Below are 25,861 nucleotides of genomic sequence, written 5' to 3'. Positions count from 1 at the left end.
CCTCGGGCACGAGCCCGATGACGGGCGAGTCGCAGACGGGCGCGTATGTGGGGATGATGCATACGTTCTGAGCGGCGGATCTGCCGGTGCATCGGCTTCAGGGTTCGCGCGTCGTCGCGCGCTGTCGTCACGGGCGCGCATGTTTCATCGGCGCGTGTGGTGGTTTCATGCAGTGGTCCTATGTTTTGCGCTTCGCAACCGAACTTTGGGTATTGGTATTCACGCTGCGTCAAATGATTCATCCCGGCCATGTCGATCTTTTCCCCCGCTTTGGAAAGCACGCGCAGCTTGGGTATCGCCAGGCGTCCCGGTCGCTTCCAGTCGCGCCGGCGCGCCAGTTTTTTTCACCGCGGCCGTTTCGGTTCGGCCGGTCATCAGTCACTCTTCTCTCGGTAAGGTGATGTCATGAAAACATCCAACAAGCAGCATGCCGGACTTGCCTCGTGGCGCCGGCGTACGCCGGCCATGATCGGAACGCTTGCCCTGTTCGGCATGCTCGCAAGCGGCCCGGGTGCGGCGGCGGACTGGGTCTTTGCCGGGCAGGGTGTCGACAACACGCGTACCGCGCCGGACGAGCGCGTCATCGGCGTCGACAACGTCTCGCAGCTTGCGCCGCGCTGGACGCTGGATACCGACGGCAACGTGTCGGCTACGCCGACCGTCGCCAACGGCACCGTGTATGTGCCGGACTTCGGCGGCTCGCTGTGGGCGGTCGATGCCGCCAGCGGCAAGGTGAAGTGGAAGAAGAAGATCACCGAATACAGCGGCATCGACAACGATGCGTCGCGCACCAGCCCGGCCTACTGGGAAGGCACGCTGATCTTCGGGCAGGGCACCCAGGTTGCGAACAACCCGACCGGCGCGTTCGTGCTGGCAGCGAAGGCAGAGGATGGTGCGCCGCTGTGGCGGACCAAGGTGGATTCGGATCCGACCGCGATCATTACCCAGTCGCCGATCGTCGATCGCGGTGTGGTGTACGTCGGCCTCTCGTCGCGTGCCGAGGCGCTCAAGGACAAGCCGACCTATCGCGGCGCGGTGGTCGCCCTCGACGCCAGGACCGGCAAGATGCTGTGGAAGACCTATATGGTGCCGAAGGGATATACCGGCGGCTCGGTGTGGGGCAACACGGCGGCGGTCGATCATGAAACCGGCCTGCTCTACGTGACCACGGGCAACAACTTCTCGGTTCCGCCGGGTCACTGCCGTTACCCGACCCAGAAGAACTGCAAACCCGATACGCCTGCCAACATGATCGACAGCTTTGTCGCGCTCGACCTCAAGACTGGCAGGATCGTCTGGCATACCCGTACGTTGGCGGCCGACATGTCGACCAACTACGACCACGACGACGGCCCGGACTACGATTTCGGCTCGGGGCCCAACCTGTTCAAGGCGACCATCGACGGGAAGGAGAGGAAGTTGGTGGGCGCGGGCGCGAAGAGCGGCGTGTACTGGGCGCTCGATCGCAAGACCGGCAAGGTGGTCTGGCATACGCAGGTCGGCCCGGGTAGCCTGCTGGGCGGCATGCTGTGGGGGACGGCCGCCGACGGCAAGCGCATCTACGTTTCGATCGGCAACCTGGACGGCAAATCGATCGACGTCGACAACGGTCCGAACGGCCAGAAGACGACCAAGGGCGGCATCTGGGCGGCGGTCGACGCCGCCACCGGCAAGGTGCTGTGGCGCACGGCCGACCCGCAGGGCAAGATGGACACGGTGGCGATGTCGGCCGCAAACGGTGTCGTCTATGCCGGCTCGTTGGCCGGGACGGGCGCGAGCATGTATGCGCTCGATGCGGCGACGGGCGAGATCAAGTGGAGCTACGAGAACAACGGCGCGGTGGTGTCGGGAGCTGCCATCGTCGACGGGTCGGTGTACTGGGGGGCGGGCTACCACACCAAGGTACTCGGTCTGCCGTACGACGGCACGAGTCACAAGCTCTATGCGTTTGGTCTTGCCGCCAGGCAATAAGCGCAACGCAGGTACCGGCGTACGCGGATGACGGGTTGCTCGTGCGCCGGCGCAAGCCCGGGCGGGCGGATGAAGAGGACCAACGCTGGACACCGGGGCGCGCTGCGCTCCGGACCCTGTTCCAGCCTTGCAGGAGAGACGATATGGTTCTTCGACACAGTATCGGTCGTTGGCGGGAGGTGGCCTTCGAGGTCGCCGCATGGGATGGCGTAGGCGCGCAGGTCGACCTTTCCTGTGGCTGCATGTTTGCCCGCGAGGCGACGGGCGATGGCCCGACCGGCGGGTTACGCCATCTTGACCTCGCACTGTCGGGGGCACTCACCGGCTTGCGGCGCGAGGGCCGTTTTCTGGCCGCGCCGATGGAAACGCTTTGGATCAGCCATCCGCCCGCGGGCATCGCGGCGCGTGCCTTGTTGCTGGTCGGGCTCGGCGATCCGGCCAGCTGGACGATCGAAAGAACCGCGGATGCCGTCGCCACGGCCGCGCGGACGGCGATCCAGCAGGAAGTCGAGAGCGCGGCCTTTGCGCCGAGCATACTCGACGGCGGGCTGACGACCGCCGCCACCGAAGGCATGCCCCAAGCGATGGTGAAGGCCGTGCTGGCCGCGATCGACACCGGGTACCGGGTCGCGGAGCTGGGTCTTGCCGCGCCCCCCGCGCTGCGCCGCTGGGTGTTCGACGTCGGCGCGGCGCGCTTCGACGGCGCCGTCGAGCATTTCGGCAACGCGCTTGCAGCCGCACGGACCTGACCGACCCTGTCTGGCTGTCGCGTACGGCATCTCATGACGCCGCATCCGGACAAACCCCTCCTCATCGGAATCCGCCCAAAACCCCCGCCATACAAGCCACTCCCCGCGCATAGTGGTTTCCACCCATAGTCGCAAATAGTCAAGAACAGGTCGCCGGCGGTCGTCTTGCGGTGAATATGGCTCGTTACTTTTACTCCCACGATGCAGGCCGGGACGCACTCCGCGAATCCGCAGGACATCGGTCCAACCGAAGGGGAGAAACCATGAAGTCGACAAAGATCGCCGCGTTCGTCGCGGCCGTGCTGGCGACCGGCGCGTTCGCGACCGCGGCGCAGGCCGAAACGGATGCCGCGACTTGCCGCAACGTACGCTTCGCGGATATCGGCTGGACCGACATCACGTCCACCACGGCGCTCGCGTCGACGGTGTTCGAAGGGCTCGGCTACAAGCCGACGACGACGATCGCATCGGTGCCGATCTCGTTCGCCGGCCTGAAGAGCAAGCAGCTGGACATCTCGCTCGGCTACTGGTGGCCGGTGCAGCAGAAGCAGCTCCAGCCGTTCCTCGACAGCAAGTCGATCAACGTGGTCGAACCGCCGAACCTGTCGGGCGCGAAGGCGACGCTCGCGGTGCCGAGCTACGAATACCAGGCCGGCCTGAAGACCTTCGAGGACATCGCGAAGCACCGCGCGGAGCTCGACGGCAAGATCTACGGGATCGAGCCGGGCAGCAGCGCGAACGCGACGATCCAGAAGATGATCGACACGAACCAGTACGGCCTCGGCGGCTTCAAGCTGGTCGAATCGAGCGAGGCGGGGATGCTCGTCACGGTCGAGCGCGCGATCCGCGACAAGAAGTGGGTCGTGTTTCTCGGCTGGGAACCGCATCCGATGAACATCCAGATCAGCATGAACTACCTGTCCGGCGGCGATGCGGCATTCGGCCCGAACTACGGCGAAGCGCGCGTGTACACGCTGACGGCGCCCGACTTCATCTCGCGCTGCCCGAACGCGGGCAAGCTCGTCGAGAACCTGCGCTTCACGACGCAGCTGGAGAACCAGCTGATGCAGTCGGTGATGAACAAGACGAAGCCGGCCGACGCCGCGAAGGCGTACCTGAAGAAGAATCCGCAGGTGCTCGATGCCTGGCTCGCCGGCGTCAAGACGTTCGACGGCAAGGACGGCCTGCCTGCCGTGAAGGCCTATCTCGGCCTGTAACGGCCCGCACGCGCCGCGAGCGGGCGGCGCGCAGCGAAAAATCATCTGCAGTACGACGGAAATCGAGCGACACGAACCGAAGCAAACGAGGGCACTCAGCATGAACCACGAAGTCATCATCACCTGCGCGGTCACCGGCGCGGGCGATACGGTCGGCAAACATCCGGCGATTCCGGTCACGCCGAAGGAGATCGCGGCCGCCGCGATCGAAGCCGCGAAGGCCGGCGCGACGGTGGCGCACTGCCACGTGCGCGATCCGCAGACGGGCCGCGGCAGCCGCGACCCGAACCTGTACCGCGAAGTGGTCGACCGGATTCGCTCGGCGGACGTCGACGTGATCATCAACCTGACGGCCGGCATGGGCGGCGATCTGGAGATCGGCCCGGGCGAAGACCCGATGCGCTTCGGCAAGGGCACCGATCTCGTCGGCGGCCTCACGCGTCTCGCGCACGTCGAGGAACTGCTGCCGGAAATCTGCACGCTCGACTGCGGCACGCTGAATTTCGGCGACGGCGACTACATCTACGTGTCGACGCCCGCGCAACTGCGCGCTGGCGCCAAGCGCATCCAGGAACTCGGCGTGAAGCCGGAACTGGAAATCTTCGATACGGGCCATCTGTGGTTCGCGAAGCAATTGCTGAAGGAAGGGCTGCTCGACGATCCGCCGCTGTTCCAGCTGTGCCTCGGCATTCCGTGGGGCGCGCCGGCCGACACCGGCACGATGAAGGCGATGGTCGACAACCTGCCGCCGGGCGCGCACTGGGCCGGCTTCGGGATCGGCCGCATGCAGATGCCGATGGTCGCGCAGGCGATGCTGCTCGGCGGCCACGTGCGCGTGGGCCTCGAAGACAACATCTGGCTCGATCGCGGCGTGCACGCGACCAACGGCACGCTCGTCGAGCGTGCGCGGGAAATCGTCGAACGGCTCGGCGGCCGCGTGCTGACGCCGGCCGAAGGGCGTCGCAAGCTCGGCCTGCCGGCGCGCGGCGAGCGCCTGCTCGAACGCCGCGCGGTGGCCGAGTTCGCGTGAGTTTCAACGCTGATTCCGCTTCAATGCGGCGGCGCGCAGGCGTGCGCCGCCGTCCGATTCTCCTCGATTTGAAGGATGTGTTGACATGGCAGTGAAGACCGACATCAAGACGTTCGCCGCGATCGGCACCGGCGTGATCGGCAGCGGATGGATTTGCCGTGCGCTCGCGCATGGTCTGGACGTGGTCGTGTGGGACCCCGCGCCGGACGCGGAAGCGCGCTTGCGCGCGAGCGTCGCGAATGCATGGCCCGCGCTCGAACGCGTCGGCCTCGCACCGGGCGCCGATCCCGCGCGGCTGCGCTTCGAGTCGACGATCGAGGCCTGCGTCGCCGACGCGGACTTCATCCAGGAAAGCGCACCGGAGCGCGAGGCGCTGAAGCTCGAACTGCACGAACAGATCAGCCGCGCGGCGAAGCCGGACGCGATCATCGCATCGTCGACGTCGGGGCTGCTGCCGACCGACTTCTATGCGCGGGCGACGCATCCGGAGCGCTGCGTGGTCGGTCATCCGTTCAATCCGGTCTATCTGCTGCCGCTCGTCGAGGTGCTCGGCGGCGCGCGCACCTCGCCGGAAGCGGTCGAGGCGGCGATGGAGATCTATCGCAAGCTCGGCATGCGGCCGCTGCACGTGCGCAAGGAAGTGCCGGGCTTCATCGCGGACCGGCTGCTCGAAGCGCTGTGGCGCGAGGCGCTGCATCTCGTCAACGAGGGCGTCGCGACGACCGGCGAGATCGACGATGCGATCCGCTTCGGCGCGGGCATCCGCTGGTCGTTCATGGGCACGTTCCTGACGTACACGCTGGCCGGCGGCGACGCGGGCATGCGACACTTCATGCAGCAGTTCGGCCCCGCGCTCGAACTGCCATGGACGAAGCTGGTCGCGCCGAAGCTGACCGATGCACTGATCGACAGCGTCGTCGAAGGCACGAGCGAGCAGCAGGGCACGCGCAGCATCAAGGAACTCGAGCGCTATCGCGACGAGTGCATCACCGAGGTGCTGAAGGCGATCGCCGCGGTGAAGGCGCGGCACGGAATGCGATTCGAGGACTGAACGAACATGACAGGCGATACCCCGCTGACGATCTACCGCGACGTCGTGCGGCCCGAATGGGTCGACTACAACGGCCATCTGCGCGACGCGTTCTATCTGCTGATCTTCAGCTTCGCGACCGATGCGCTGCTGGACCGCATCGGTCTCGACGACGCCGCGCGTCGCGAGCGGGGCCGCTCGGTCTACACGCTCGAAGCGCACGTGAACTATCTGCAGGAGATCAAGGAGGGCACGCGCGTGCGCGTCGATGCGCGCGTGCTCGCGCACGACGCGAAGCGGCTGCACCTGTATCTCGAACTGTTCGCCGACGGGCACGACGGCGCGGTGTCGGCGAGCGAGCAGATGCTGCTGCACGTCGACACGCGCGACGGCGCGAAATCGGCGCCGTTCGACGACGACGTCGCCGCGCGCGTGGCTGAACTGCATGCGGTGCAGCGCGATTGCGCGGCCCCTGCGTATGCGGGCCGCGTGATCGGACTGCCGCCGCGCCGCTAGCGTCGACGTTCAACCCTGGACCGCGGAGCGCACACGATGCTCGAACCGGAAATCGCGGCGTTCGTCGCGGCCGTCGACGCGTGGTATCCGGCCCACGCAGCGGCGCGCTCGCCCGACGAGCAACGCCGCGTCTACGATCGCTTCGCGGCCGCATGGACGCCCGCGGAACTGCCGGCCGGCATCGTCCGGCACGATGCGGTGTGGCATGCGCCGGACGGACGCGCGATCGCGCTGCGGCGCTATGCGCCCGCGCACGGTGAGCCGCGCGGCACCGTGCTGTTCTTTCATGGCGGCGGCTTCGTCGTCGGCTCGCTCGACAGTCATGCGTTGATCACCGCGCAACTGGCGGCCGACACGGGGCTGGCCGTGATCGCGGTCGACTACCGGCTCGCGCCCGAGCATCGCGCGCCGGCCGCGCTCGACGATTGCCTGGCCGTCACGCGCGCCGCGCGCGACGCAGCGCACTGGCCGTTCGACGCGTGCGCGCGACCGCTGACGCTCGCCGGCGACAGTGCCGGCGGCAACCTCGCGGCCGCCGTCGCGACCGCGCTGCGCGATGCGGGCGAAGGCGGCATCGACGGGATCGCGCTCGTCTATCCGATGCTCGGCCTCGAACCGCAATCGCCGGCGCGCGAAACCGAGGCACACGCGCCGATGCTGACGCTCGACGACGTCCATCGCTATCGCGCGTTGTACTGGGGCAGTGAACGCGACGATGCGCCGGGCGATGACGATCCGCTGCTGCGCGCCTCGGTGCCGCTCGCGGCGACGCGTTTCGACGGCCTGCCGCCCGTGCTCGCGATCGGCGCGGAACACGATCCGCTGCGCGACGATGCGCGCGTCTATGTCGAACACATTCTCGCGGCCGGCGGCGCCGCGCGTTACTGGATGGGAGAGGGGCTGGTGCACGGCTGCTGGCGCGCGCTCGGAACGAGCCCGCAGGCCGCGCGGATGCACCGGATGATCGGCGGGTTTCTGCTCGCACCACACGCGTAGCGGGCGTTTTCCGGGAGGCAACGATGCAGGCAGCGCAACACCGTATCGAGGACTGGCGGACCTTTTCCGCCGACGCGGCCATTGCGGCGGCGACGATCGGCGAGGGTGCGGTGAACGTCGAGTGGAGCGACACGCGACGATCGCCGTTTCACTTCGACTGGTTGCGCGACAACTGCGCGTGCTCCGCGTGCGTGCATGCGCTCACGCGCGAACAGGTGTTCGAGATCGCCGATGCGCGCGAGGATCTGTCGGCGCTCGTCGTGCATGTCGAAACCGACGGCGCGCTGCACGTCGAGTGGAACGACGGGCATCGCAGCGCCTGGTCGCCGGGATGGTTGCGCGCGCATGCTTACGACGATGCGTCCCGCGCGGAACGCCAGGCCGCGCACGGGCGGCACGTGTGGACCGGCGACGATGCGACGGCGATCGGCGTGTTCGCGTGGCGTGACGTGATGAAGGACGACGGCGCGTTGCTCGCCTGGCTCGCCGCGTTGCAGCGCACGGGGCTGACGCTCGTCGAGGGCGTGCCGGCCGAACCCGGCCGGGTCGACCAGATCGCGCGGCGTGTCGGCCTGATCCGCGAAAGCAATTTCGGCGTGCTGTTCGATGTCGAATCGAAGCCGCGGCCGGACAGCAATGCCTATACGTCGCTGAACCTGCCGCCGCACACCGACCTGCCGACGCGTGAATTGCAGCCGGGCGTGCAGTTCCTGCACTGCCTCGCGAACGACGCAACGGGCGGAGACAGCGTGTTCCTCGACGGCTTCGCGCTCGCGGATGCGCTGCGGCGCGAATATCCGGACGATTTCACGCAACTTGCGTCGACACCGTTCGAGTTCTGGAACAAGAGTGCGAACAGCGACTACCGCTGCTCGGCGCCGGTGATCGGGCTCGATGCGCGCGGCAACGTGACCGAGGTGCGCGTCGCGAACTTCCTGCGCGGGCCGCTGGATGCGCCGGCCGGCGCCGTCGCGGCCGTCTACCGCGCGTACCGGCGGTTTCTCGCGCTCGCGCGCGAGCCGCGTTTCCGCGTGCAGCGCCGGCTGCGGGCGGGCGACATGTGGGCGTTCGACAACCGGCGCGTGCTGCATGCGCGCACCGAGTTCGATCCGTCGACGGGCCGCCGGCATCTGCAGGGCTGCTACGTCGATCGCGACGAACTGCTGTCGCGCTGGCGTGTACTGTCGCGTGCGCTGCCCGCGGCTGCCGCCGGGCGCTGATCGGCGCATTCGACTTCCGCAGTCGACTTCGTTACGCATACCTCGCCGGGGAAAAAGCGCCCGGACGCAGGGCGCCCGGGCGAAGCCACCCGCTGCCGGGCGGCGGAGGTATGCGTTTCACAAAAAAAGACGAGCCCGCATGAGGGGCTCGTCCGGATCCAGCTTCTTCATCGCGCGATGCGCGGTGCGCCCGCCGGGGGCGCGTCGGCTTACTGGCCGAAGAAGACCGAGTCGCGTGCGTTCGACGACACTGCGGCAGCCGGGGCGCCCGAGTGGACGACCGGAGCCGGTTGCGCGCCGTAGCCGCTGGCGTCGGCACCATGAACGCGCGCTTCCGCCGACTGGATGTCGTTCGGGTAGTACGGGCTCGACACGCCCGGCTTGTAGCCGGCTTGTTCGAGCTGAACCAGTTCGTTGCGGACTTGAGCGCGGGTCACGGTGCTTTGTGCGAAAGCGCCGAACGAAGCGGACAGGGCGACAGCGGCAACAACTGCGGAAACGAGCGATTTCATGATGACCTCCGGTGTTTTATTGGGTTCGCTTGCGACACCATGTCTGCAGCGATTGACTAAATCTTAGTCACCGGGTCGTTGAGGGTAAACGCTGATTTTGATGATAGATTGTTTCCAGGGCGGTAACAGTGGGACGCCGGATCAGGCTTTCATCCTGCTTTCGTTTCTGCAAGTGTAATAAGTATGAGGAATGTTGAGGCGACGCGCGCGGGATTCAGCGCGCCTCGGCGGCCGCATCGAACGGCTTGGCGGGCGGCCGGCCGGCGGGCGCGCCCGAACTCAGGAAACGCACGCCCGTCGCGGCTTCGGAAGCCTCCCACAGCAGAGCCGCGAGGGCCACGTCGCGTGCCGCGCGCGGCACGCTCGCCGGTGCCGGCAGGCCGCGCGACTCGAGCCAGCCGGACGGCCCGATGTACGAGCCGCCGGCGAGGTCGGGCGACGTCGCCGCATGAATCGCGGGCAACGCACCCTGCTCGGCCGGTTGCGCGAGATAACGGTTCGCCGCGCGCATCAGCGCGGCGCGCGTGGGCGAACTGTCCATCGCGGGGCCCGCGAACTGCAGGTTGGTTGCCGCGTAGCCGGGATGCGCGGCGACGCTGATTCCCGCGAACCCCGCGCGCTGGAAGCGGCGCTGCAACTCGAGCGCGAACACCAGGTTCGCGAGTTTGCTGTCGCAGTAGGCGAGATAACGGTTGTAACGGTGCTCGGCGCGCAGGTCGTCGACCCGGATCCGGCCGCCGCGGTTGAAGCCGCTCGACATCGTCACGACACGCGCGCGCCGGGCGGCGCGCAGCGCGGGCAGCAGATGGCCGGTCAGCGCGAAATGGCCGAGGTGGTTGGTGCCGAACTGCATCTCGAAGCCGTCGTGCGTGTGCCGCAGCGGCAGGAACATCACGCCGGCGTTGTTGCAGAGGATGTCGACGCGGCCGTGGCGGTCGGCGACGTCGGCGGCGAAGCGCTGGATCGATGCGAGATCGGCGAGGTCGAGCGCATCGACTTCGACCCGTGCGGCGGGATGGAGCCGGCGAATCGCAGCGGCGGCCTGTGCGGCGCGCGCGGCATCGCGGCAGCCCATCACGACCGTCGCGCCCTTGGCGGCCAGCGTTTCCGCGATATGCCAGCCGAGGCCGCTGTTGGCGCCGGTCACGACCGCGACCTTGCCGCCTTGCGCCGGGACGTGGCGTGCGCTCCATGCATGCATGTCTGCCTCCATCGGCGTGGCAGTGCGCCACGACGCGCAATCGTTACATTGAGTGGTGTAACGATAGTCCGCGCGGGCGGGACAGACAAGCGGGGGAATTAGACCGGCGCTTCTAGGGCGCGCCAGCGCATCAGGCCGCGGGCCCCGGCACGGGTGGCCGGCGGGCGTTACCGGCTGCCGGCCAGCGCGAGCACTTCGGCGGCGGAGATCATCGCCGCCGCGTTCGCGGGTGCCGGGCGCTCGGCCGGGCGGAATACTTCGTCGCCGCGCTGGATGACCTGGCGCGACAGCGCGCAGGTGCCGGTGCGCTGCGCGAAGCGGCGGCGCCAGCGCTGTTCGCCGTAGTGACAGCGGCCGGGTTCGACCCAGCGGACGACGAGCAGCGTATCGGAGCGTTCCAGAATTTCGACGTGGACGTCGGCGGGATCGAGCACAGGCAGGGATTTGGAGGCCTTCATTTGCCGTTTCCTAAAGCTCGTGCGGCTTCGGCCGTGGCAGTGGATGTCACTACCCGAGGGCGAATCCGTAGCGGTTTCCATGAGTGGTGCGCTAAATGTAAGCGTCTGTGACCGGAAAAAACATCCTGTCTGGCTCAAATTACCTTTTGTCGAATCAGAAACAATCGACGCGCATTTTCGTGAAAAAGCCAACGACAAAAGCGCCCCGGACGCGCACGCCCGGGGCGGAAAATCGGCCCGCGCCCCCGTGTCTGCTCGCTCAGTCACGTGGACACCGCGGGGGACGGAGACGCCCGTCAGGGATCGGCGACGGGCGGGGGGGCGGTGTCCGGGGAAGCGCGGTCCGGCAACACCATGATCGCGCGCGCCTGCCGTTGACACCCTGACGGGAACATGACTTTTTTGCCAGTTTCGCGGTGCCGACGGAGCGACTCCGATGCCCCGGGGTCGCGGAAACGCCCACCGGTATTGGCTTTGCGCGATACGCGGCCGATCGGCGGAACCTGAAAAATACGGTAATCGAAGCCCGCCGCAGCGCCTTCCGCCCGATTCTCCCGCTCGGGAAAATACTGAATCACACGAACGTGACAAATCCGGAATCTGTTCCTATGATTGGTTGGACCTTTAGTCCTTTGTGCCAATCAGCCGGCCCGGCCGGCTTCTTCGGGAGAGGTGCTCATGAGATTGCAGGGCAAGCGCGCGCTGGTGACGGCGGCCGGGCAGGGTATCGGCCGCGCGACCGCGCTGCGGTTCGCAAGCGAAGGTGCCGACGTGCTGGCGACCGACATCAACGAAGCCGCGCTCGCGCAACTCGCGGCCGACGCCGAACGCGCGGGCGGCCGGCTGGCCACGCGGCGGCTCGACGTGACCGACGCGGGTGACATTGCCGCACTCGCCGCGCAGGAGCGCGCGTTCGACGTGCTGTTCAACTGCGCGGGCTTCGTGCACCACGGCTCGATCCTCGACTGCGACGACGCCGCGTGGGCGTTCTCGCTGAACCTGAACGTCACGTCGATGTACCGGCTGATCCGCGCGCTGCTGCCGGCGATGCTGGCTGCGGGCGGCGCGTCGATCGTCAACATGGCGTCGGCCGCGTCGAGCGTGAAGGGCGTGCCGAACCGCTTCGTCTACGGCACGACCAAGGCGGCCGTGATCGGCCTGACCAAGTCGGTCGCCGCCGATTTCGTCGAGCAGCGCATCCGCTGCAACGCGATCTGCCCGGGCACGATCGAGTCGCCGTCGCTGGAGCTGCGGATCGCCGAGCAGGCGCGCACGCGCCAGGTGTCGACCGACACCGTGCGCCAGGCGTTCGTCGCGCGTCAGCCGATGGGCCGTATCGGCACCGCGGACGAAGTGGCCGCGCTCGCGCTGTATCTCGCGTCCGACGAAGCGTCGTTCACGACCGGCGCGATTCACCTGATCGATGGCGGCTGGTCGAACTGACCGCGTCTAGCCGACCGCGCCCTTCCACTCACTTTCCATTTCCGCTCACACCACATGAAACTGCTGAGATTTGGCGACAAACACCATGAAAAGCCGGGCCTGCTCGATGCGCAGGGCAGGATCCGCGACCTGTCGGGCGTGATCGACGACGTCGCCGGCGACGCGCTCGCACCCGCGTCGCTCGCGCGGCTGCGCGAGCTTGACCCGGCGTCGCTGCCGCTCGTCGAAGGCGCGCCGCGGCTCGGCGCGTGCGTCGGCCGCGTCGGCAAGTTCATCTGCATCGGCCTCAACTATTCCGACCACGCGGCGGAATCGGGGATGGACGTCCCGAAGGAGCCGGTCGTGTTCGGCAAGTGGACGAGCGCGATCTCGGGGCCGAACGACGACGTCGAGATCCCGCGCGGCTCGGAGAAGACCGACTGGGAAGTCGAGCTGGGCGTCGTGATCGGCCGGGGCGGCCGCTATATCGACGAAGCCGACGCGCTGTCGCACGTCGCCGGCTACTGCGTGGTGAACGACGTGTCGGAGCGCGAGTACCAGCTCGAACGCGGCGGCACGTGGGACAAGGGCAAGGGCAACGATACGTTCGGCCCGCTCGGCCCGTGGCTCGTGACGGCCGACGAAGTGCCCGATCCGCACGCGCTGCGGCTGTGGCTGGAAGTGGACGGCCACCGCTACCAGAACGGCACGACCGCGACGATGGTGTTCCGCGTGCCGCACCTGATCAGCTACCTGAGCCGCTTCATGAGCCTGCAGCCGGGCGACGTGATCTCGACCGGCACGCCGCCGGGCGTGGGCCTCGGGCAGAAGCCGCCCGTCTATCTGCGCGCCGGGCAGGTGATCACGCTCGGCATCGACGGGCTCGGCGAGCAGCGCCAGCGCACCGTGCAGGCCTGAAACCCTTTCCCGGACGGTTCGCCATGCCTATCATTCGATCGATGCGCGTCCTCGACGTGCGCTTCCCGACCTCGCGCCAGCTCGACGGTTCCGATGCGATGAATCCGGACCCCGATTATTCGGCTGCGTACGTCGTGCTCGAAACCGACCGCGACGGGCTCGAAGGCCACGGGCTCACGTTCACCATCGGGCGCGGCAACGAAATCTGCTGCGCGGCGATCGACGCGATGCGTCACCTCGTCGTCGGCCTCGACCTCGACTGGATCCGCGAGGACATGGGCCGCTTCTGGCGGCACGTGACCTCGGACAGCCAGTTGCGCTGGATCGGCCCCGACAAGGGCGCGATCCACCTGGCAACGGGCGCCGTCGTGAACGCGGTGTGGGATTTGTGGGCGAAGGCCGTCGGCAAACCGCTGTGGCGGCTCGTCGCCGACATGAGCCCCGAGGACATCGTGCGCGCGATCGATTTTCGCTACCTGACCGACTGCCTGACGCCGGACGAGGCGCTCGACCTGCTGCGCCGGCAGGCGCCGGGCAAGGCCGCGCGGATCGCGACGCTCGAGCGCGAAGGCTACCCGTGTTACACGACGTCGGCCGGCTGGCTCGGCTACAGCGACGACAAGCTGCGCCGATTGTGCCATGAAGCGGTGGACGCGGGTTTCGATTACGTGAAGCTGAAGGTCGGCGCGAACCTGGAGGACGACATCCGCCGCGTGACGATCGCACGCGAGGTGATCGGCCCGGACCGCAAGCTGATGATCGACGCGAACCAGGTGTGGGAAGTCGACGAGGCGATCGACTGGGTGCGCGAGCTGGCGTTCGCGAAACCGTGGTTCATCGAGGAGCCGACGAGCCCCGACGACGTCGAAGGGCACCGCAAGATCCGCGAGGCGATCGCGCCGGTGCAGGTCGCGACCGGCGAGATGTGCCAGAACCGCGTGATGTTCAAGCAGTTCATCGCGCGCGGCGCGATCGACGTCGTGCAGATCGATGCGTGCCGGCTCGGCGGCGTGAACGAGATACTCGCGGTGATGCTGCTCGCCGCGAAGTACGGGTTGCCGGTGTGTCCGCATGCGGGCGGCGTCGGGCTGTGCGAATACGTGCAGCATCTGTCGATGATCGACTACGTGTGCATTGCCGGCACGAAGGAAGGGCGCGTGACCGAATACGTCGATCACCTGCACGAGCATTTCGTCGAGCCCTGTGTCGTGCGCGGCGCGGCGTACCTGCCGCCGACGGCACCCGGCTTCTCGATCGAGATGAAGCCGGCATCGCTCGAGCAGTACCGGTTCCGCGGCTGAAGCGCGCAGCGCGCAGCACGACGGCGCACGACGACCCGCGCATGACCTGCGCGCGGCGACAACATGAACGACGGAGACGCGAAGTGGATTTGAATCTGCAAGACAAGGTCGTGATCGTGACCGGCGGCGCGTCGGGCATCGGCGCCGCGATCTCGATGCGGCTTGCCGGCGAAGGCGCGATTCCGGTGGTGTTCGCGCGCCACGCGCCGGATGACGGCTTCTGGCGCGCACTCGCGCAGAAGCAGCCGCGCGCCGCGTGCGTGTCCGTCGAGCTGCAGGACGACGCACAGTGCCGCGACGCAGTCGCGCAGACCGTCGCGCGCTTCGGCCGCATCGACGGCCTCGTCAACAACGCGGGCATCAACGACGGCGTCGGGCTCGATGCCGGGCGCGACGCGTTCGTCGCGTCGCTCGAACGCAACCTGATCCACTACTACGTGATGGCGCATTACTGCGTGCCGCACCTGAAGGCGACGCGCGGCGCGATCGTCAACATCTCGTCGAAGACGGCCGTCACCGGCCAGGGCAACACGAGCGGCTATTGCGCATCGAAGGGCGCGCAGCTCGCGCTGACGCGCGAATGGGCGGTCGCGCTGCGCGACGACGGCGTGCGCGTGAACGCGGTGATCCCGGCCGAGGTGATGACGCCGCTCTACCGGAACTGGATCGCGGGCTTCGACGACCCGGAAGCGAAGCTCGCGGAAATTGCCGGCAAGGTGCCGCTCGGCAAGCGCTTCACGACCGCCGACGAGATTGCCGACACGGCCGTGTTCCTGCTGTCGGCGCGCGCATCGCACACGACGGGCCAGTGGCTGTTCGTCGACGGCGGCTATACGCATCTCGATCGCGCGATCGGCTGAGGGCGGCGAGCCATGCAACCCGATCCGAACCCGACGACCCCCGCGCCCGCGGCGCTGATCGAGCTGACCGGCGTCAGCAAGCGCTTTCCGGGCGTGCTGGCGCTCGACGATTGCCGCTTCGACCTGCGCGCCGGCGAAGTGCATGCGCTGATGGGCGAGAACGGCGCGGGCAAGTCGACGCTGATGAAGATTCTCGCCGGCGTGTACCAGAAGGACGAAGGCGAGATCCGGATCGACGGCCGCGCGGTGGACATCGACGATCCGCGCGCCGCGCAGGCGCTCGGGATCGGCATCATCCATCAGGAACTGAACCTGATGAACCACCTGAGCGTCGCGCAGAACATCTTCATCGGCCGCGAGCCGCGCGGCCGCTTCGGCGTGTTCGTCGACGAGGACCGGCTGAACCGCGACGCCGCCGCGATCTTCGCGCGGATGCGGCTCGATCTCGACCCGCGCACACCGGTCGGCCGGCTGACGGTCGCGAAGCAGCAGATGGTCGAGATCGCGAAGGCGCTGTCGTTCGACTCGCGCGTGCTGATCATGGATGAACCGACCGCCGCGCTGAACAACGCGGAAATCGCCGAGCTGTTCCGCATCATCGGCGACCTGCGCGCGCACGGCGTCGGCATCGTCTACATCTCGCACAAGATGGACGAGCTGCGCCAGATCGCCGATCGCGTGACGGTGATGCGCGACGGCAAGTACGTCGCGACCGTGCCGATGGCGGATACGTCGATGGAAGCGATCATCGCGATGATGGTCGGCCGCCAGCTCGATGCGACGTTCCGCACGCCGCCCGATACGTCGGCCAACGAGGTCGCGCTCGAGGTGCGCGGGCTGTCGCGCGGCCGCGCGATCCGCGATGTCGGCTTCACGCTGCGGCGCGGCGAGATCCTCGGCTTTGCCGGATTGATGGGCGCGGGCCGCACCGAGGTAGCGCGCGCGGTGTTCGGCGCGGACCCGGTCGACGCGGGCGAGATCCGCGTGCACGGCAAGACCGTGACGATCCGCACGCCGGCCGACGCGGTCAGGCACGGGATCGGTTATCTCTCGGAGGACCGCAAGCACTTCGGGCTCGCGGTCGGGATGGACGTGCAGAACAACATCGCGCTGTCGAGCATGCGGCGCTTCGTGCGCCGCGGCATGTTCCTCGATGCGCGCGGGATGCGCGACACCGCGCAGTCGTACGTGCGGCAGCTCGCGATCCGCACGCCGTCCGTCGCGCAGCCGGCGCGGCTCCTGTCGGGCGGCAACCAGCAGAAGATCGTGATCGCGAAGTGGCTGCTGCGCGACTGCGACATCCTGTTCTTCGACGAGCCGACCCGCGGCATCGACGTCGGCGCGAAAAGCGAAATCTACAAGCTGCTCGACGCGCTCGCCGCCGACGGCAAGGCGATCGTGATGATCTCGTCGGAGCTGCCCGAGGTGCTGCGCATGAGCCACCGGATCCTCGTGATGTGCGAAGGGCGCGTGACCGGCGAATTGCGCGCGGCCGACGCCACGCAGGAAAAGATCATGCAGCTCGCGACGCAGCGCGAGTCGACCGTATTGTCCTGATTCCGACGCTTACCCGATCATGTCCAACGATACGCATCCCGTTCCGCCTCTTGCCACCGGCGACACGCCGGCCGGCGCAGCGGGCCTCCGTGCCCGCTTCTTCAACCCGGCCGCGCGGCAGAAGCTGCTCGCGTTCGCGAGCCTCGTGCTGCTGATCGTGTTCTTCAGCTTCGCGTCGCCGAACTTCCTCGAAGTCGACAACATCGTGACGATCCTTCAGGCCACCGCCGTGAACGGTGTGCTGGCCGTCGCGTGCACCTACGTGATCATCACGTCGGGCATCGACCTGTCGGTCGGCACGCTGATGACCTTCTGCGCGGTGATGGCCGGCGTCGTGCTGACGAAGTGGGGCCTGCCGCTGCCGCTCGGGATCCTGGCCGCGCTGGGCTTCGGTGCGCTGTCGGGCAGCGTGTCGGGCTTCGTGATCGCGAAGATGAAGGTGCCGCCGTTCATCGCGACGCTCGGCATGATGATGCTGCTCAAGGGGCTGTCGCTCGTGATCTCGGGCACGCGGCCGATCTACTTCAACGACACGCCGGGCTTCACGTCGATCGCGCAGGATTCGCTGATCGGCAGCCTCGTTCCCGCGCTGCCGATCCCGAACGCGGTGCTGATCCTGTTCCTCGTCGCGGTCGGCGCGTCGATCGTGCTGAACCGGACGATCTTCGGCCGCTACACGTTCGCGCTCGGCAGCAACGAGGAAGCGCTGCGGCTGTCCGGCGTGAATGTCGATGCGTGGAAGATCTCCGTCTACACGTTCAGCGGCGCGGTGTGCGGGATCGCCGGGCTGCTGATCGCGTCGCGGCTGAATTCCGCGCAGCCCGCGCTCGGGCAGGGCTACGAGCTCGACGCGATCGCGGCCGTCGTGATCGGCGGCACGTCGCTGTCGGGCGGCGCGGGCAGCATCGTCGGCACCATCATCGGCGCGTTCATCATGAGCGTGCTGACCAACGGCCTGCGCATCATGTCGGTCGCGCAGGAATGGCAGACGGTCGTGACGGGCGTGATCATCATCCTCGCCGTCTACGTGGACATCCTGCGCCGGCGCCGCCGCTGACGCATGCACGCACGAACACGAACATGCAGGCGCTTCACCGCCGGCCGGGCCGGCATTTCAGTCGATACCAACCAAGGAGACGCGAAGTGATCAGGAGCAAGGTGTTGAACGCGATCGTCGGGCTGACGTTCGCCGTCGGCGCGACGGCCGGCGCGCAGGCGCAGGAATCCTACATCCCGCTGATCTCGAAGGGCTTCCAGCATCAGTTCTGGCAGGCCGTGAAGGCGGGCGCGATGCAGGCCGCGAAGGACTACAAGGTGAGGGTGACGTTCGAAGGCCCCGAAACCGAGGCGATGGTCGACAAGCAGATCGACATGCTGTCCGCCGCGATCGCGAAGAAGCCGGCCGCGCTCGGCTTCGCGGCGCTCGACAGCAAGGCCGCGCTGCCGCTCCTGAAGAAGGCGCAGGCCGAGAAGATTCCGGTGATCGCGTTCGACTCGGGCGTCGACAGCGACATCCCGGTGACGACCGCCGCGACCAACAACAAGGCCGCCGCCGCGCTCGCCGCCGACAAGCTCGCCGCGCTGATCGGCGACGAAGGCGAGGTGGCCGTGGTCGCGCACGACCAGACGAGCCGCACGGGCATCGACCGCCGCGACGGCTTTCTCGAACGGATGAAGTCCGCGCACCCGAAGGTGCAGGTCGTGACCGTGCAGTATGGCGAGGGCGATCAGCTGAAGTCCACCGAAGTGACGAAGTCGATCCTGCAGGCGTATCCGAAGCTCAAGGGCTTGTTCGGCACCAACGAAGGCTCGGCGATCGGCGTGGTGAACGGCGTGCGCGAGATGAAGCGCAAGGTCGTGATCATCGGCTACGATTCGGGCAAGCAGCAGAAGGACGCGATCCGCAGCGGGCTGATGGCCGGCGCGATCACGCAGAACCCGGTCGGGATCGGCTACAAGACGGTCGAGGCGGCCGTGAAGTCGGTCAAGGGCGAGAAGCTGCCGAAGGTCATCGATACCGGTTTCTACTGGTACGACAAGACCAATATCGACGACCCGAAAATCACGGCGGTGCTGTACGACTGAGCGCGACGTGACGCGGCGGGCAACGGTGAATCACGAGGACACCATGGGCGCAGTGCGTATCGATTCCCACCAGCACTTCTGGCGTTACCGCGCGGCCGACTATCCGTGGATCGGCCCCGGCATGGGCGTGCTCGCCCGCGACTACCTGCCCGACGCGCTATGGCCGCAGATGCATGCACAGGCGCTCGGCGCGTCGATCGCGGTGCAGGCGCGCGCCGGGCGCGACGAGACGGCGTTCCTGCTCGATCTCGCCCGCGACGACGCGCACATCGCGGCGGTGGTCGGCTGGGAGGATCTCGGTGCGCCGGAACTCGCCGAGCGCATCGCCGAATGGCGCAGCCCGAAGCTGCGCGGCTTTCGTCACCAGGTGCAGGACGAAGCCGACGTCGGCGCGTTCGTCGCGGATCCCGCGTTCAATCGCGGTGTCGCGTGGCTGCAGGCGAACGGCTATGTGTACGACGTGCTCGTGTTCGAGCGCCAGTTGCCCGAGGTGCGCGCGCTCTGCGCGCGGCACGATGCGCACTGGCTCGTGCTCGATCATGCCGGCAAGCCGCCGCTCGCCGAATTCCACCGCGATGGCGCTGCGCTTGCCCGCTGGCGTGCCGGGTTGCGCGAGCTGGGCGCGCTGCCGCACGTCGTGTGCAAGCTGTCGGGGCTCGTGACCGAGACGGACTGGCGGCGCGGCCTGCGCGGGCAGGACATCCGGCACATCGAGCAATGCCTCGACGCGGCGCTCGACGCGTTCGGCCCGCAGCGGCTGATGTTCGGGTCGGACTGGCCCGTGTGCCTGCTTGCGGCGTCGTATGACGAAGTGGCGTCGCTGGTCGAGCGCTGGGCCGAAGCGCGGTTGTCGGCGGCCGAGCGCAACGCGCTGTGGGGCGGCACGGCCGCGCGTTGCTATGCGCTGCCCGGCGATTCGAAGCCCCGCATATAAAATAGGCGCGAACGGCCCGACGCGCGCGCTCCATTCGTCAGACCGTCCGCAATGCAATCGCTTACCTGTATCAACGTATGTCCATCCAGCCGATTCAGAACCGCCGCCTCTACCAGCAGATCGCCGACAAGCTCAGCACGATGATCGAGTCCGGCGACTTCCCGCCGGGCAGCTATTTGCCGCCCGAGCGCGAACTGGCCGAGCAGTTCGGCGTGTCGCGCACGTCGGTGCGCGAGGCGCTGATCGCGCTCGAAGTCAGCGGGCTCGTCAGCGTGCGCGTCGGCGACGGCGTGAAGGTGCGCCAACCCGAGGCGGCGGCCGCGCCGGAGCCGCGGCCCGATACGAAGGTCGCGCCGTTCCCGGTCGTCGAGATCGATCCCGAGCTCGGCATCGCGCTCGACCTCGATACCGAAATCCCGCCGTTCGCGTTGCTGCAGGCGCGCCGGCTGATCGAGCCGGAAGCCGCGTCGCTCGCCGCGAAGCACGGCTCGGACGCGCAGATCGAAGGGATTCACGCGGCGTTCCTGCGCAACCAGGAAGACAACCGCAGCGGCTCGCTCACGCATCCGGGCGACCGGCTGTTCCATATCCGTATCGCGGAAGCGAGCGACAACCCCGCGTATGCGCTGATGATCAAGCAGCTGCTCGCGCACAAGTACGACCTGATGTTCCAGCGGCTGCAGTCGCTGTACATGCCCAACGACATGCCGCACCGCTCGGAGCTCGAACACCGCGCGATCCTCGACGCGATCCGTGCGCGCGACCCGGAGGCCGCGCGCCGTGCGATGGCCGAGCATCTCGACGAGGTGATCCGGATCTTCGGCCGCGCGCTCGACTGAGCGCGGGCGAGCGCAATCAGAAGCGGTCGGCGCGGTAGGGCGTTGGGTCGGTGAACGGTGTTTCGCCCGTCATCATCTCGGCCAGCAGGCGGCCGGAGACGGGGCCGAGCGTGAGCCCGTGATGGTTGTGTCCGAACGAGAACCACAGCCCGCGATGCGCGGGCGCGGGGCCGATCACCGGCCGCATGTCGGGCGTGCACGGCCGGAAGCCGAGCCACGGCTGCGGGTCGAGCCGTTCGCCGAAGCCGAACACCGGGCGCGCGACGCGTTCCGCGCGCTCGAGCTGTACGCCGGTCGGCGGCAGGCCGCGCCGGGCGATCTCGACGCCGGTGGTCAGCCGCAAGCCGCGCCGCATCGGCGCGATCACGTAGCCGTATTCGCGATCGACGATCGGCGCCGACGGCGCGCCGCGTTCGGACGGCGCGTAGTGCATGTGATAGCCGCGCTTCTCGCGCAGCGGAATCTTGTAGCCGAACTTGCCGAACACCGTGTCGGACCACGGGCCGAGCGCGACGACCACGGCCGGCGCGGCGATCTTGCCGTCGTCCGTCGTGACCTGCCACCCGGGCGACAGCGCGTCGAGGCTCGCCGCATCGCCGGTGAGCAGCGTGCCGCCGCCTTGCACGAAGAGTTGCGCGTAGGTTTTGACGAGCGCGGACGGATCGACGACGCTTTTCGGATCGAGCCAGTGCAGCGCGCCGCAGAAGCCGGGCGCGAGGCTCGGTTCCTGCGCGCGCAGTGTCGCGGCATCGAGCGGCGTGATGCCGAGCCCGTGGCGGCGCGCGGTGAGTCCCGCATCGGTGACGGCGCGTTCGAACGCGGCCGGCGTGCGGAACGCTTCCATCCAGCCGCTCGCGCGGATCAGCTCGGTGGCGCCGGCGCGTGCGATCAGCGCGTCGTGCTCGACGATGCAGCGCTCGATCAGCGGCAGCATGTCGCGCGAGGCCGCCGCGTGACGCAGCGGCGCCGATTCCCACCAGAACCTCGCGAGCCACGGCGCGAACGCGGGCAGCGACGTGCTGTGCCAGTAGAGATCGGTGGAGCGGTTCAGCGCGTAGCGCATCAGCGTGAACGGGCTGCGCGGGAACGGATACGGCTCGACCGACGAGCGCTCGATCAGCCCCGCGTTGCCGAAGCTCGTGCCTTCGCCGGGCGCGCCGCGGTCGACGAGGGCGACCTTGCGGCCGCGATCCTGCAGGTGCAGCGCGGCGGAGACGCCGACGATGCCCGCGCCCAGAACGATTACGTCGAAGTCCATGAGGGAAGGCGAAATAGACGGTTAGCGATCAACACTCGAAGTCGGCGACGGCGCTTCGGTCGGGTGCTCGGAATTGCAATCGAATGATCAGCTAGGATACTCGCGAACGCGACGATGCGCGAATCGGGCGCTTGGCCGTGAGGTTGTCGCAACAACCATTCCGGTTGTACGCTAGGCGGCCGGCCGTACGCAGCCGGATACGAAGGCGTCGCGCAAATTGCATTTCTCACTTCCGGAGCGATTCGAGTACCTGGAGAGCGGGCGACTTCGTCGAATTTGCCAACTGGTCACGAGAGCGCTCCATGCCCGAAAACAATATTTCCGAGGCCCGACAACCTGCCGCAATTCCGTGGCATCGATCGCCGCTCGTTCGCAGCGCAGCCGTTTTGGCGGGACTGTTCGTCATCCTGCAGCTCCTCAGGTTTCAGCTGGTGATCAGACTTGTGGTCGGTGCGATTTCGGCAACGATGCTGTATGGGATCTTGCGTGAATGGATCCCCATGCTGCGGCCATTTCGAACATGGCTGATCCGCCGCACGGTCAGAGTCATGCGGAAACTGCGCCCGATCGCGAAACTTCCTCCGGATGTCACCGTGGCTTATGGTCTGGTCGCAATGATGTTGCTGCTTTCCGGAATCCTGTGGATTGGGCTGGATATGCCGCGGATCGGCCGTTTCTCCATACCCGTGTTTCTTCTCCTTGCGTACGCGGCTGCTCGACACATCTACCATGTGTTGAGCCTGGTCGCGCGCTGGACGTGGAGCAAGGTATTGGGAAAGGGCGCCTATCTGGCGGTGGCGTCGATCGCGCTTTGGCTCGCGCACTCGGACGCGGAGCGACTGGTCCTGACGCTGACGCATGAAACCGCCGACCACTTTTCCAGCTTCACCGGCCTGTCGGCTTCCGTATTTTTCGCGCTGCGTCTGGTTCAGGCAGCGGGAATTATGCTCGTTGCGTTCTTCGTATTTCAGTTGGTTTTCCTGTTCGGCAGCATGATCATTCAGCATGCTGCAAATCAAGTCAGGATATTCAGCACGCACGGAGCTGAACGGATGACCGTGACCTGGAGAAGGCTCAGGTTCGGGCTAAAAAAAACGGAGCCTGACGGCCGGAAGCGGCTTCGCCAGGTGATTGCCATGCTGGCGCCGTGTGGCATGGTGTTCTGGGCAATAGCGTTGCTGATGGGGCCCACCTATCTCATAGGCAGTATCGAGACTCGGACGCTGTTTTCTCACGTGCTGGTACGGACGACGTATTCGGCGGCAAGCGCGTGCCGTGGGGACAGTCGTGCGGGGTTGTTCGCACGCATCGGTGACGACAGTGTGTCGGAGGCCGTGAAGGACGGGTACGGGTATGTATTCCGGACCATGTCGTGTAAATCGAAGTAGGTACCGTTTTCCGCGGGCGCATGAACCCTTGTCGTGTCGCGCATCGTATGACGGATCCGTTTCGTCAGGCGCGGAATCGTGCAGCAACTTTTACTGGCTGTGCATCGATGCGTATTGGAAACCGGCCCGGTGCGCCTCTGCGAAACTGCATGTGCTTGATGCGCACGGTCGTCCTATCCGCTGATCAATCTGCAGAAGCCGAATTCAGATCGGCGTTGCGCTTCGCTTTCACCGCCATCACCAGGCTCAACGCTGATTCAACATACTTTCCGACGGTTATTTGGCGGGAGTATCCCACTGGTTCGGGTTGCGAATTTTTACCTAAGATGGAAGCAATCATGTGCGTGACACGGTACCTGCGCGCGCGCACGGCAGGCAGGAGGCAGGGCCGGGAACGACTGCAACCGATGTTTCCATCATGGATGCGAGTGTGTGCGCGACGGCCGCGAATGATGCGGCCGCATCGACGCCAGCGGGCGCGGCGGCAATCGCCGCGCGGACGGCGTCCGGCCGGTCGGGCCGAGTCGCGTCGTTGCGTCACGCATTCATCGCAATCGTTTGCGTTCTGAGCGTTGTCCCTTCCGTCCTCGCCGGATCGCTTGCCGACAGGGACGACCCGGTCGATACGATGCACGTCGCAGCCACCGCGACGCCCGCCGGCCCGACGGGTCCCGCCTTTTCGTCACACGACTCCAACGTACGCCAGGTCGTGCTCGGCATCGTCAGTTTCACGCGCTGGCCGACGACGCCCGTGCGCCTGCATCTGTGCGTGACGGGCAGGCCCGACTACGCGGGCGACCTCACCGACACGATGCAGGCCGGCTCGACCGTGCTCGACGTGCAGCGCGTCCGCTTCGACGATCCCTCGCTCGGCATCGCCTGCGACGTCGTGTATCTCGGCGCGCTCGGCAACGACGAGCGAATGCGGGTGAGAACCGCGCTCGCCGGCCATCCGGTGCTGACCATCGCCGAACACGATCCGTCGTGCACCGCGGGCAGCATGTTCTGTCTGACGGTCGAAGGCGAGCACGTGACGTTCGACATCAATCTCGACGCCGTCGCGCGCAGTGGCGTGCGCGTGCATCCGAACGTGCTCAACCTCGCGCGGCGGACGCTGACGCCATGACACGTTCAGCGCCCCCCATCGCGTCCTCACGCGTGCCGCGCCCGACGCTGCAAAGCGTGTTGCGCCGCGCGCACCTGCGCCTGGCGTTCGTCGCGGTGACGATGGCCGCCGTGTCGCTGATCGTCGTCGCCGTGATCGCGTTGCGTGCGTATGCCGGCAACAACCTCAACCTGCTGGCCCGCTCGCTCGGTTACACGGTCGAGGCGGCGCTCGTGTTCGGCGACCGTGCCGCGGCGAGCGAAGCGATCGCGACGATCGCCAGCGATGAGGACGTCGCGCAGGTGGTGGTCACGGACAACAAGGGGCAGTTGTTCGCGACCTGGAAGCTGCCTGCCGGCGGCCGGATCGCCGGGCTCGAGCGCATCGTCGCCGCTCTCGCGTTGCCGGGCGCCGTGACCGTTCCGGTGATGCACGACGGCATCGTCGTCGGTCAGGTGATCGTGCGTGGCCGCGGGCATCAGTTCTTCGGATTCCTGCTCGGCGGCATCGGCGGCATTCTCGGCTGTCTCGTCGTCAGCGTGTTCGGCGCTTACATCAGCTCGAAGCGTCTGCTGCGCAATATCGTCGCGCCGCTGCGCGCGCTTGCCGCCGTCGCGCACGCCGTGCGGCGCGAGCGTGCATTCGCGCGTCGTGTCGAGCCGGTGGCGATCGCCGAACTGAACCAGCTCGGCGACGACTTCAATGCGCTGCTCGATGAACTCGAGGAATGGCAGAACACGCTGCGCGACGAGAACGCGTCGCTCGAATACAAGGCGACGCACGATGCGCTCACCGGTTTGCCCAACCGCGTGCAGTTCGAGTCGCGTCTGTCGCTTGCACTCTGCGACGCCGTGTTGACGGGACAGCGGGTCGCCATCCTGTATCTCGACTGCGACCGCTTCAAGGAAATCAACGACTGCCTTGGCCACGATGCCGGCGATGCGGTGCTGGTCGGCGTCGCGGCACGGTTGCGCGCGCAGGTGCGCGAAACCGATCTCGTCGCTCGCCTGGGCGGCGATGAATTCGCGGTGATGCTGACGGGTGTGCGCGACACGGACAGCGTGTGCCTGATCGCCGACCAGATTTTGTCCGGCATGGTGTCGTCGATCGAGTTGCCCGACGGACGCATGGTGGCCACCATGATGAGTGCCGGCGTTGCGCTGTATCCCGACCATGCGTCCGACGCGAGCGGCTTGCTGCGCGCGGCGGATGCCGCGATGTACCGCGCCAAGCGTGCGCGGCCGGGGTCGTGGCAGTTGTCGGAAGGCGTAGCCGGGCCGGTTTGAGGTCGATC

Annotated in this window: 25 protein-coding genes and 1 pseudogene; 21 read left to right on the top strand and 5 right to left on the bottom strand. The window is 67.3% G+C overall.

What is annotated here, in order from left to right; translation table 11 throughout:
* The 9 genes and pseudogenes from DIE17_RS12925 to DIE17_RS12885 form a co-directional block, all read left to right on the top strand.
* Window positions 1–71 (top strand): annotated as a pseudogene (locus tag DIE17_RS12925) (porin); the annotation flags it as partial.
* Window positions 72–405: 334 nt separating this feature from the next.
* Window positions 406–1,971 carry a PQQ-binding-like beta-propeller repeat protein gene (locus DIE17_RS12920; RefSeq protein ID WP_124920942.1) on the top strand — a complete coding sequence of 522 codons (1,566 nt, stop codon included), beginning with the start codon at window positions 406–408 and terminating at the stop codon, window positions 1,969–1,971.
* 143 nt (window positions 1,972–2,114) lie between these two features.
* Entirely contained in the window at window positions 2,115–2,720 is a 606-nt protein-coding gene (locus DIE17_RS12915) for a M17 family peptidase N-terminal domain-containing protein (protein WP_124920941.1), read from the top strand.
* Between the two features lie 263 nt (window positions 2,721–2,983).
* On the top strand, window positions 2,984–3,937 hold the full coding sequence (locus tag DIE17_RS12910; protein WP_044847783.1) for a choline ABC transporter substrate-binding protein: 954 nt from the start codon (window positions 2,984–2,986) through the stop codon (window positions 3,935–3,937).
* A 100-nt stretch (window positions 3,938–4,037) separates the two neighbouring features.
* A complete protein-coding gene (locus DIE17_RS12905) occupies window positions 4,038–4,967 on the top strand; it encodes a 3-keto-5-aminohexanoate cleavage protein (RefSeq protein WP_006484708.1) in 930 nt (309 codons plus the stop codon).
* Window positions 4,968–5,052: 85 nt separating this feature from the next.
* Complete coding sequence (locus DIE17_RS12900; protein WP_044847784.1) at window positions 5,053–6,018, top strand: L-carnitine dehydrogenase; 966 nt, start codon at window positions 5,053–5,055, stop codon at window positions 6,016–6,018.
* A 6-nt stretch (window positions 6,019–6,024) separates the two neighbouring features.
* Window positions 6,025–6,513 (top strand): thioesterase family protein, encoded by a 489-nt coding sequence (locus DIE17_RS12895; protein ID WP_044847785.1) that lies wholly within the window; start codon window positions 6,025–6,027, stop codon window positions 6,511–6,513.
* Window positions 6,514–6,549: 36 nt separating this feature from the next.
* Window positions 6,550–7,509, top strand: coding sequence for an alpha/beta hydrolase (locus DIE17_RS12890; RefSeq protein WP_124920940.1), 960 nt, complete (start codon window positions 6,550–6,552; stop codon window positions 7,507–7,509).
* 23 nt (window positions 7,510–7,532) lie between these two features.
* A complete protein-coding gene (locus DIE17_RS12885) occupies window positions 7,533–8,729 on the top strand; it encodes a TauD/TfdA family dioxygenase (RefSeq protein ID WP_124523160.1) in 1,197 nt (398 codons plus the stop codon).
* A 209-nt stretch (window positions 8,730–8,938) separates the two neighbouring features.
* Here DIE17_RS12885 and DIE17_RS12880 read toward each other — a convergent pair whose 3' ends face one another.
* From DIE17_RS12880 to DIE17_RS12870, 3 genes are all read right to left on the bottom strand, one after another.
* Window positions 8,939–9,241 carry a DUF4148 domain-containing protein gene (locus DIE17_RS12880; RefSeq protein ID WP_124920939.1) on the bottom strand — a complete coding sequence of 101 codons (303 nt, stop codon included), beginning with the start codon at window positions 9,239–9,241 and terminating at the stop codon, window positions 8,939–8,941.
* A gap of 214 nt (window positions 9,242–9,455) precedes the next feature.
* On the bottom strand, window positions 9,456–10,442 hold the full coding sequence (locus tag DIE17_RS12875) for an oxidoreductase (protein WP_124920938.1): 987 nt from the start codon (window positions 10,440–10,442) through the stop codon (window positions 9,456–9,458).
* Between the two features lie 167 nt (window positions 10,443–10,609).
* Window positions 10,610–10,900: a DUF3331 domain-containing protein gene (locus DIE17_RS12870; RefSeq protein ID WP_044847789.1), complete on the bottom strand. Its 291-nt coding sequence runs from the start codon at window positions 10,898–10,900 to the stop codon at window positions 10,610–10,612.
* A 678-nt stretch (window positions 10,901–11,578) separates the two neighbouring features.
* Here DIE17_RS12870 and DIE17_RS12865 point away from each other — a divergent pair.
* From DIE17_RS12865 to DIE17_RS12825, 9 genes are all read left to right on the top strand, one after another.
* Window positions 11,579–12,343 carry an SDR family oxidoreductase gene (locus DIE17_RS12865; RefSeq protein WP_124920937.1) on the top strand — a complete coding sequence of 255 codons (765 nt, stop codon included), beginning with the start codon at window positions 11,579–11,581 and terminating at the stop codon, window positions 12,341–12,343.
* A 54-nt stretch (window positions 12,344–12,397) separates the two neighbouring features.
* Window positions 12,398–13,240 carry an ureidoglycolate lyase gene (locus tag DIE17_RS12860; protein WP_124523166.1) on the top strand — a complete coding sequence of 281 codons (843 nt, stop codon included), beginning with the start codon at window positions 12,398–12,400 and terminating at the stop codon, window positions 13,238–13,240.
* A gap of 23 nt (window positions 13,241–13,263) precedes the next feature.
* The gene (locus tag DIE17_RS12855; protein WP_124891705.1) at window positions 13,264–14,541 is read left to right on the top strand and encodes an L-fuconate dehydratase; all 1,278 of its coding nucleotides are present in this window, start codon (window positions 13,264–13,266) and stop codon (window positions 14,539–14,541) included.
* A gap of 83 nt (window positions 14,542–14,624) precedes the next feature.
* A complete protein-coding gene (locus tag DIE17_RS12850; RefSeq protein ID WP_124920936.1) occupies window positions 14,625–15,401 on the top strand; it encodes an SDR family oxidoreductase in 777 nt (258 codons plus the stop codon).
* 12 nt (window positions 15,402–15,413) lie between these two features.
* Window positions 15,414–16,958 carry a sugar ABC transporter ATP-binding protein gene (locus tag DIE17_RS12845; protein ID WP_124920935.1) on the top strand — a complete coding sequence of 515 codons (1,545 nt, stop codon included), beginning with the start codon at window positions 15,414–15,416 and terminating at the stop codon, window positions 16,956–16,958.
* Between the two features lie 19 nt (window positions 16,959–16,977).
* The gene (locus DIE17_RS12840; protein WP_124920934.1) at window positions 16,978–18,015 is read left to right on the top strand and encodes an ABC transporter permease; all 1,038 of its coding nucleotides are present in this window, start codon (window positions 16,978–16,980) and stop codon (window positions 18,013–18,015) included.
* A gap of 86 nt (window positions 18,016–18,101) precedes the next feature.
* On the top strand, window positions 18,102–19,043 hold the full coding sequence (locus DIE17_RS12835) for an ABC transporter substrate-binding protein (protein ID WP_124920933.1): 942 nt from the start codon (window positions 18,102–18,104) through the stop codon (window positions 19,041–19,043).
* Window positions 19,044–19,086: 43 nt separating this feature from the next.
* Complete coding sequence (locus DIE17_RS12830) at window positions 19,087–19,977, top strand: amidohydrolase (RefSeq protein WP_124920932.1); 891 nt, start codon at window positions 19,087–19,089, stop codon at window positions 19,975–19,977.
* A 77-nt stretch (window positions 19,978–20,054) separates the two neighbouring features.
* Complete coding sequence (locus DIE17_RS12825) at window positions 20,055–20,816, top strand: FadR/GntR family transcriptional regulator (protein ID WP_124523174.1); 762 nt, start codon at window positions 20,055–20,057, stop codon at window positions 20,814–20,816.
* Window positions 20,817–20,832: 16 nt separating this feature from the next.
* On the opposite strand, the gene DIE17_RS12820 is transcribed toward DIE17_RS12825, so the two are convergent.
* Window positions 20,833–22,074 carry an FAD-binding oxidoreductase gene (locus DIE17_RS12820; protein WP_124920931.1) on the bottom strand — a complete coding sequence of 414 codons (1,242 nt, stop codon included), beginning with the start codon at window positions 22,072–22,074 and terminating at the stop codon, window positions 20,833–20,835.
* Window positions 22,075–22,376: 302 nt separating this feature from the next.
* Between DIE17_RS12820 and DIE17_RS12815 the strand changes: the two genes are divergently transcribed.
* The gene (locus DIE17_RS12815) at window positions 22,377–23,462 is read left to right on the top strand and encodes a hypothetical protein (RefSeq protein ID WP_124920930.1); all 1,086 of its coding nucleotides are present in this window, start codon (window positions 22,377–22,379) and stop codon (window positions 23,460–23,462) included.
* 184 nt (window positions 23,463–23,646) lie between these two features.
* Here DIE17_RS12815 and DIE17_RS37395 read toward each other — a convergent pair whose 3' ends face one another.
* Entirely contained in the window at window positions 23,647–23,802 is a 156-nt protein-coding gene (locus DIE17_RS37395) for a hypothetical protein (RefSeq protein ID WP_185500410.1), read from the bottom strand.
* Window positions 23,803–23,880: 78 nt separating this feature from the next.
* On the opposite strand from DIE17_RS37395, the gene DIE17_RS12810 reads away from it, so the two are divergent.
* Together DIE17_RS12810 and DIE17_RS12805 are read left to right on the top strand one after the other, a co-directional pair.
* The gene (locus DIE17_RS12810) at window positions 23,881–24,588 is read left to right on the top strand and encodes a YfiR family protein (RefSeq protein ID WP_124920929.1); all 708 of its coding nucleotides are present in this window, start codon (window positions 23,881–23,883) and stop codon (window positions 24,586–24,588) included.
* On the top strand, window positions 24,585–25,853 hold the full coding sequence (locus DIE17_RS12805; protein WP_124920928.1) for a diguanylate cyclase domain-containing protein: 1,269 nt from the start codon (window positions 24,585–24,587) through the stop codon (window positions 25,851–25,853). Before DIE17_RS12810 ends, DIE17_RS12805 begins: the two co-directional genes overlap by 4 nt.
* The last annotated feature ends 8 nt before the right edge of the window (window positions 25,854–25,861 follow it).

Source organism: Burkholderia sp. Bp9099, assembly GCF_003857805.1.
Taxonomy (GTDB): domain Bacteria; phylum Pseudomonadota; class Gammaproteobacteria; order Burkholderiales; family Burkholderiaceae; genus Burkholderia.
This window is presented reverse-complemented; position numbering and strand designations above follow the sequence as displayed.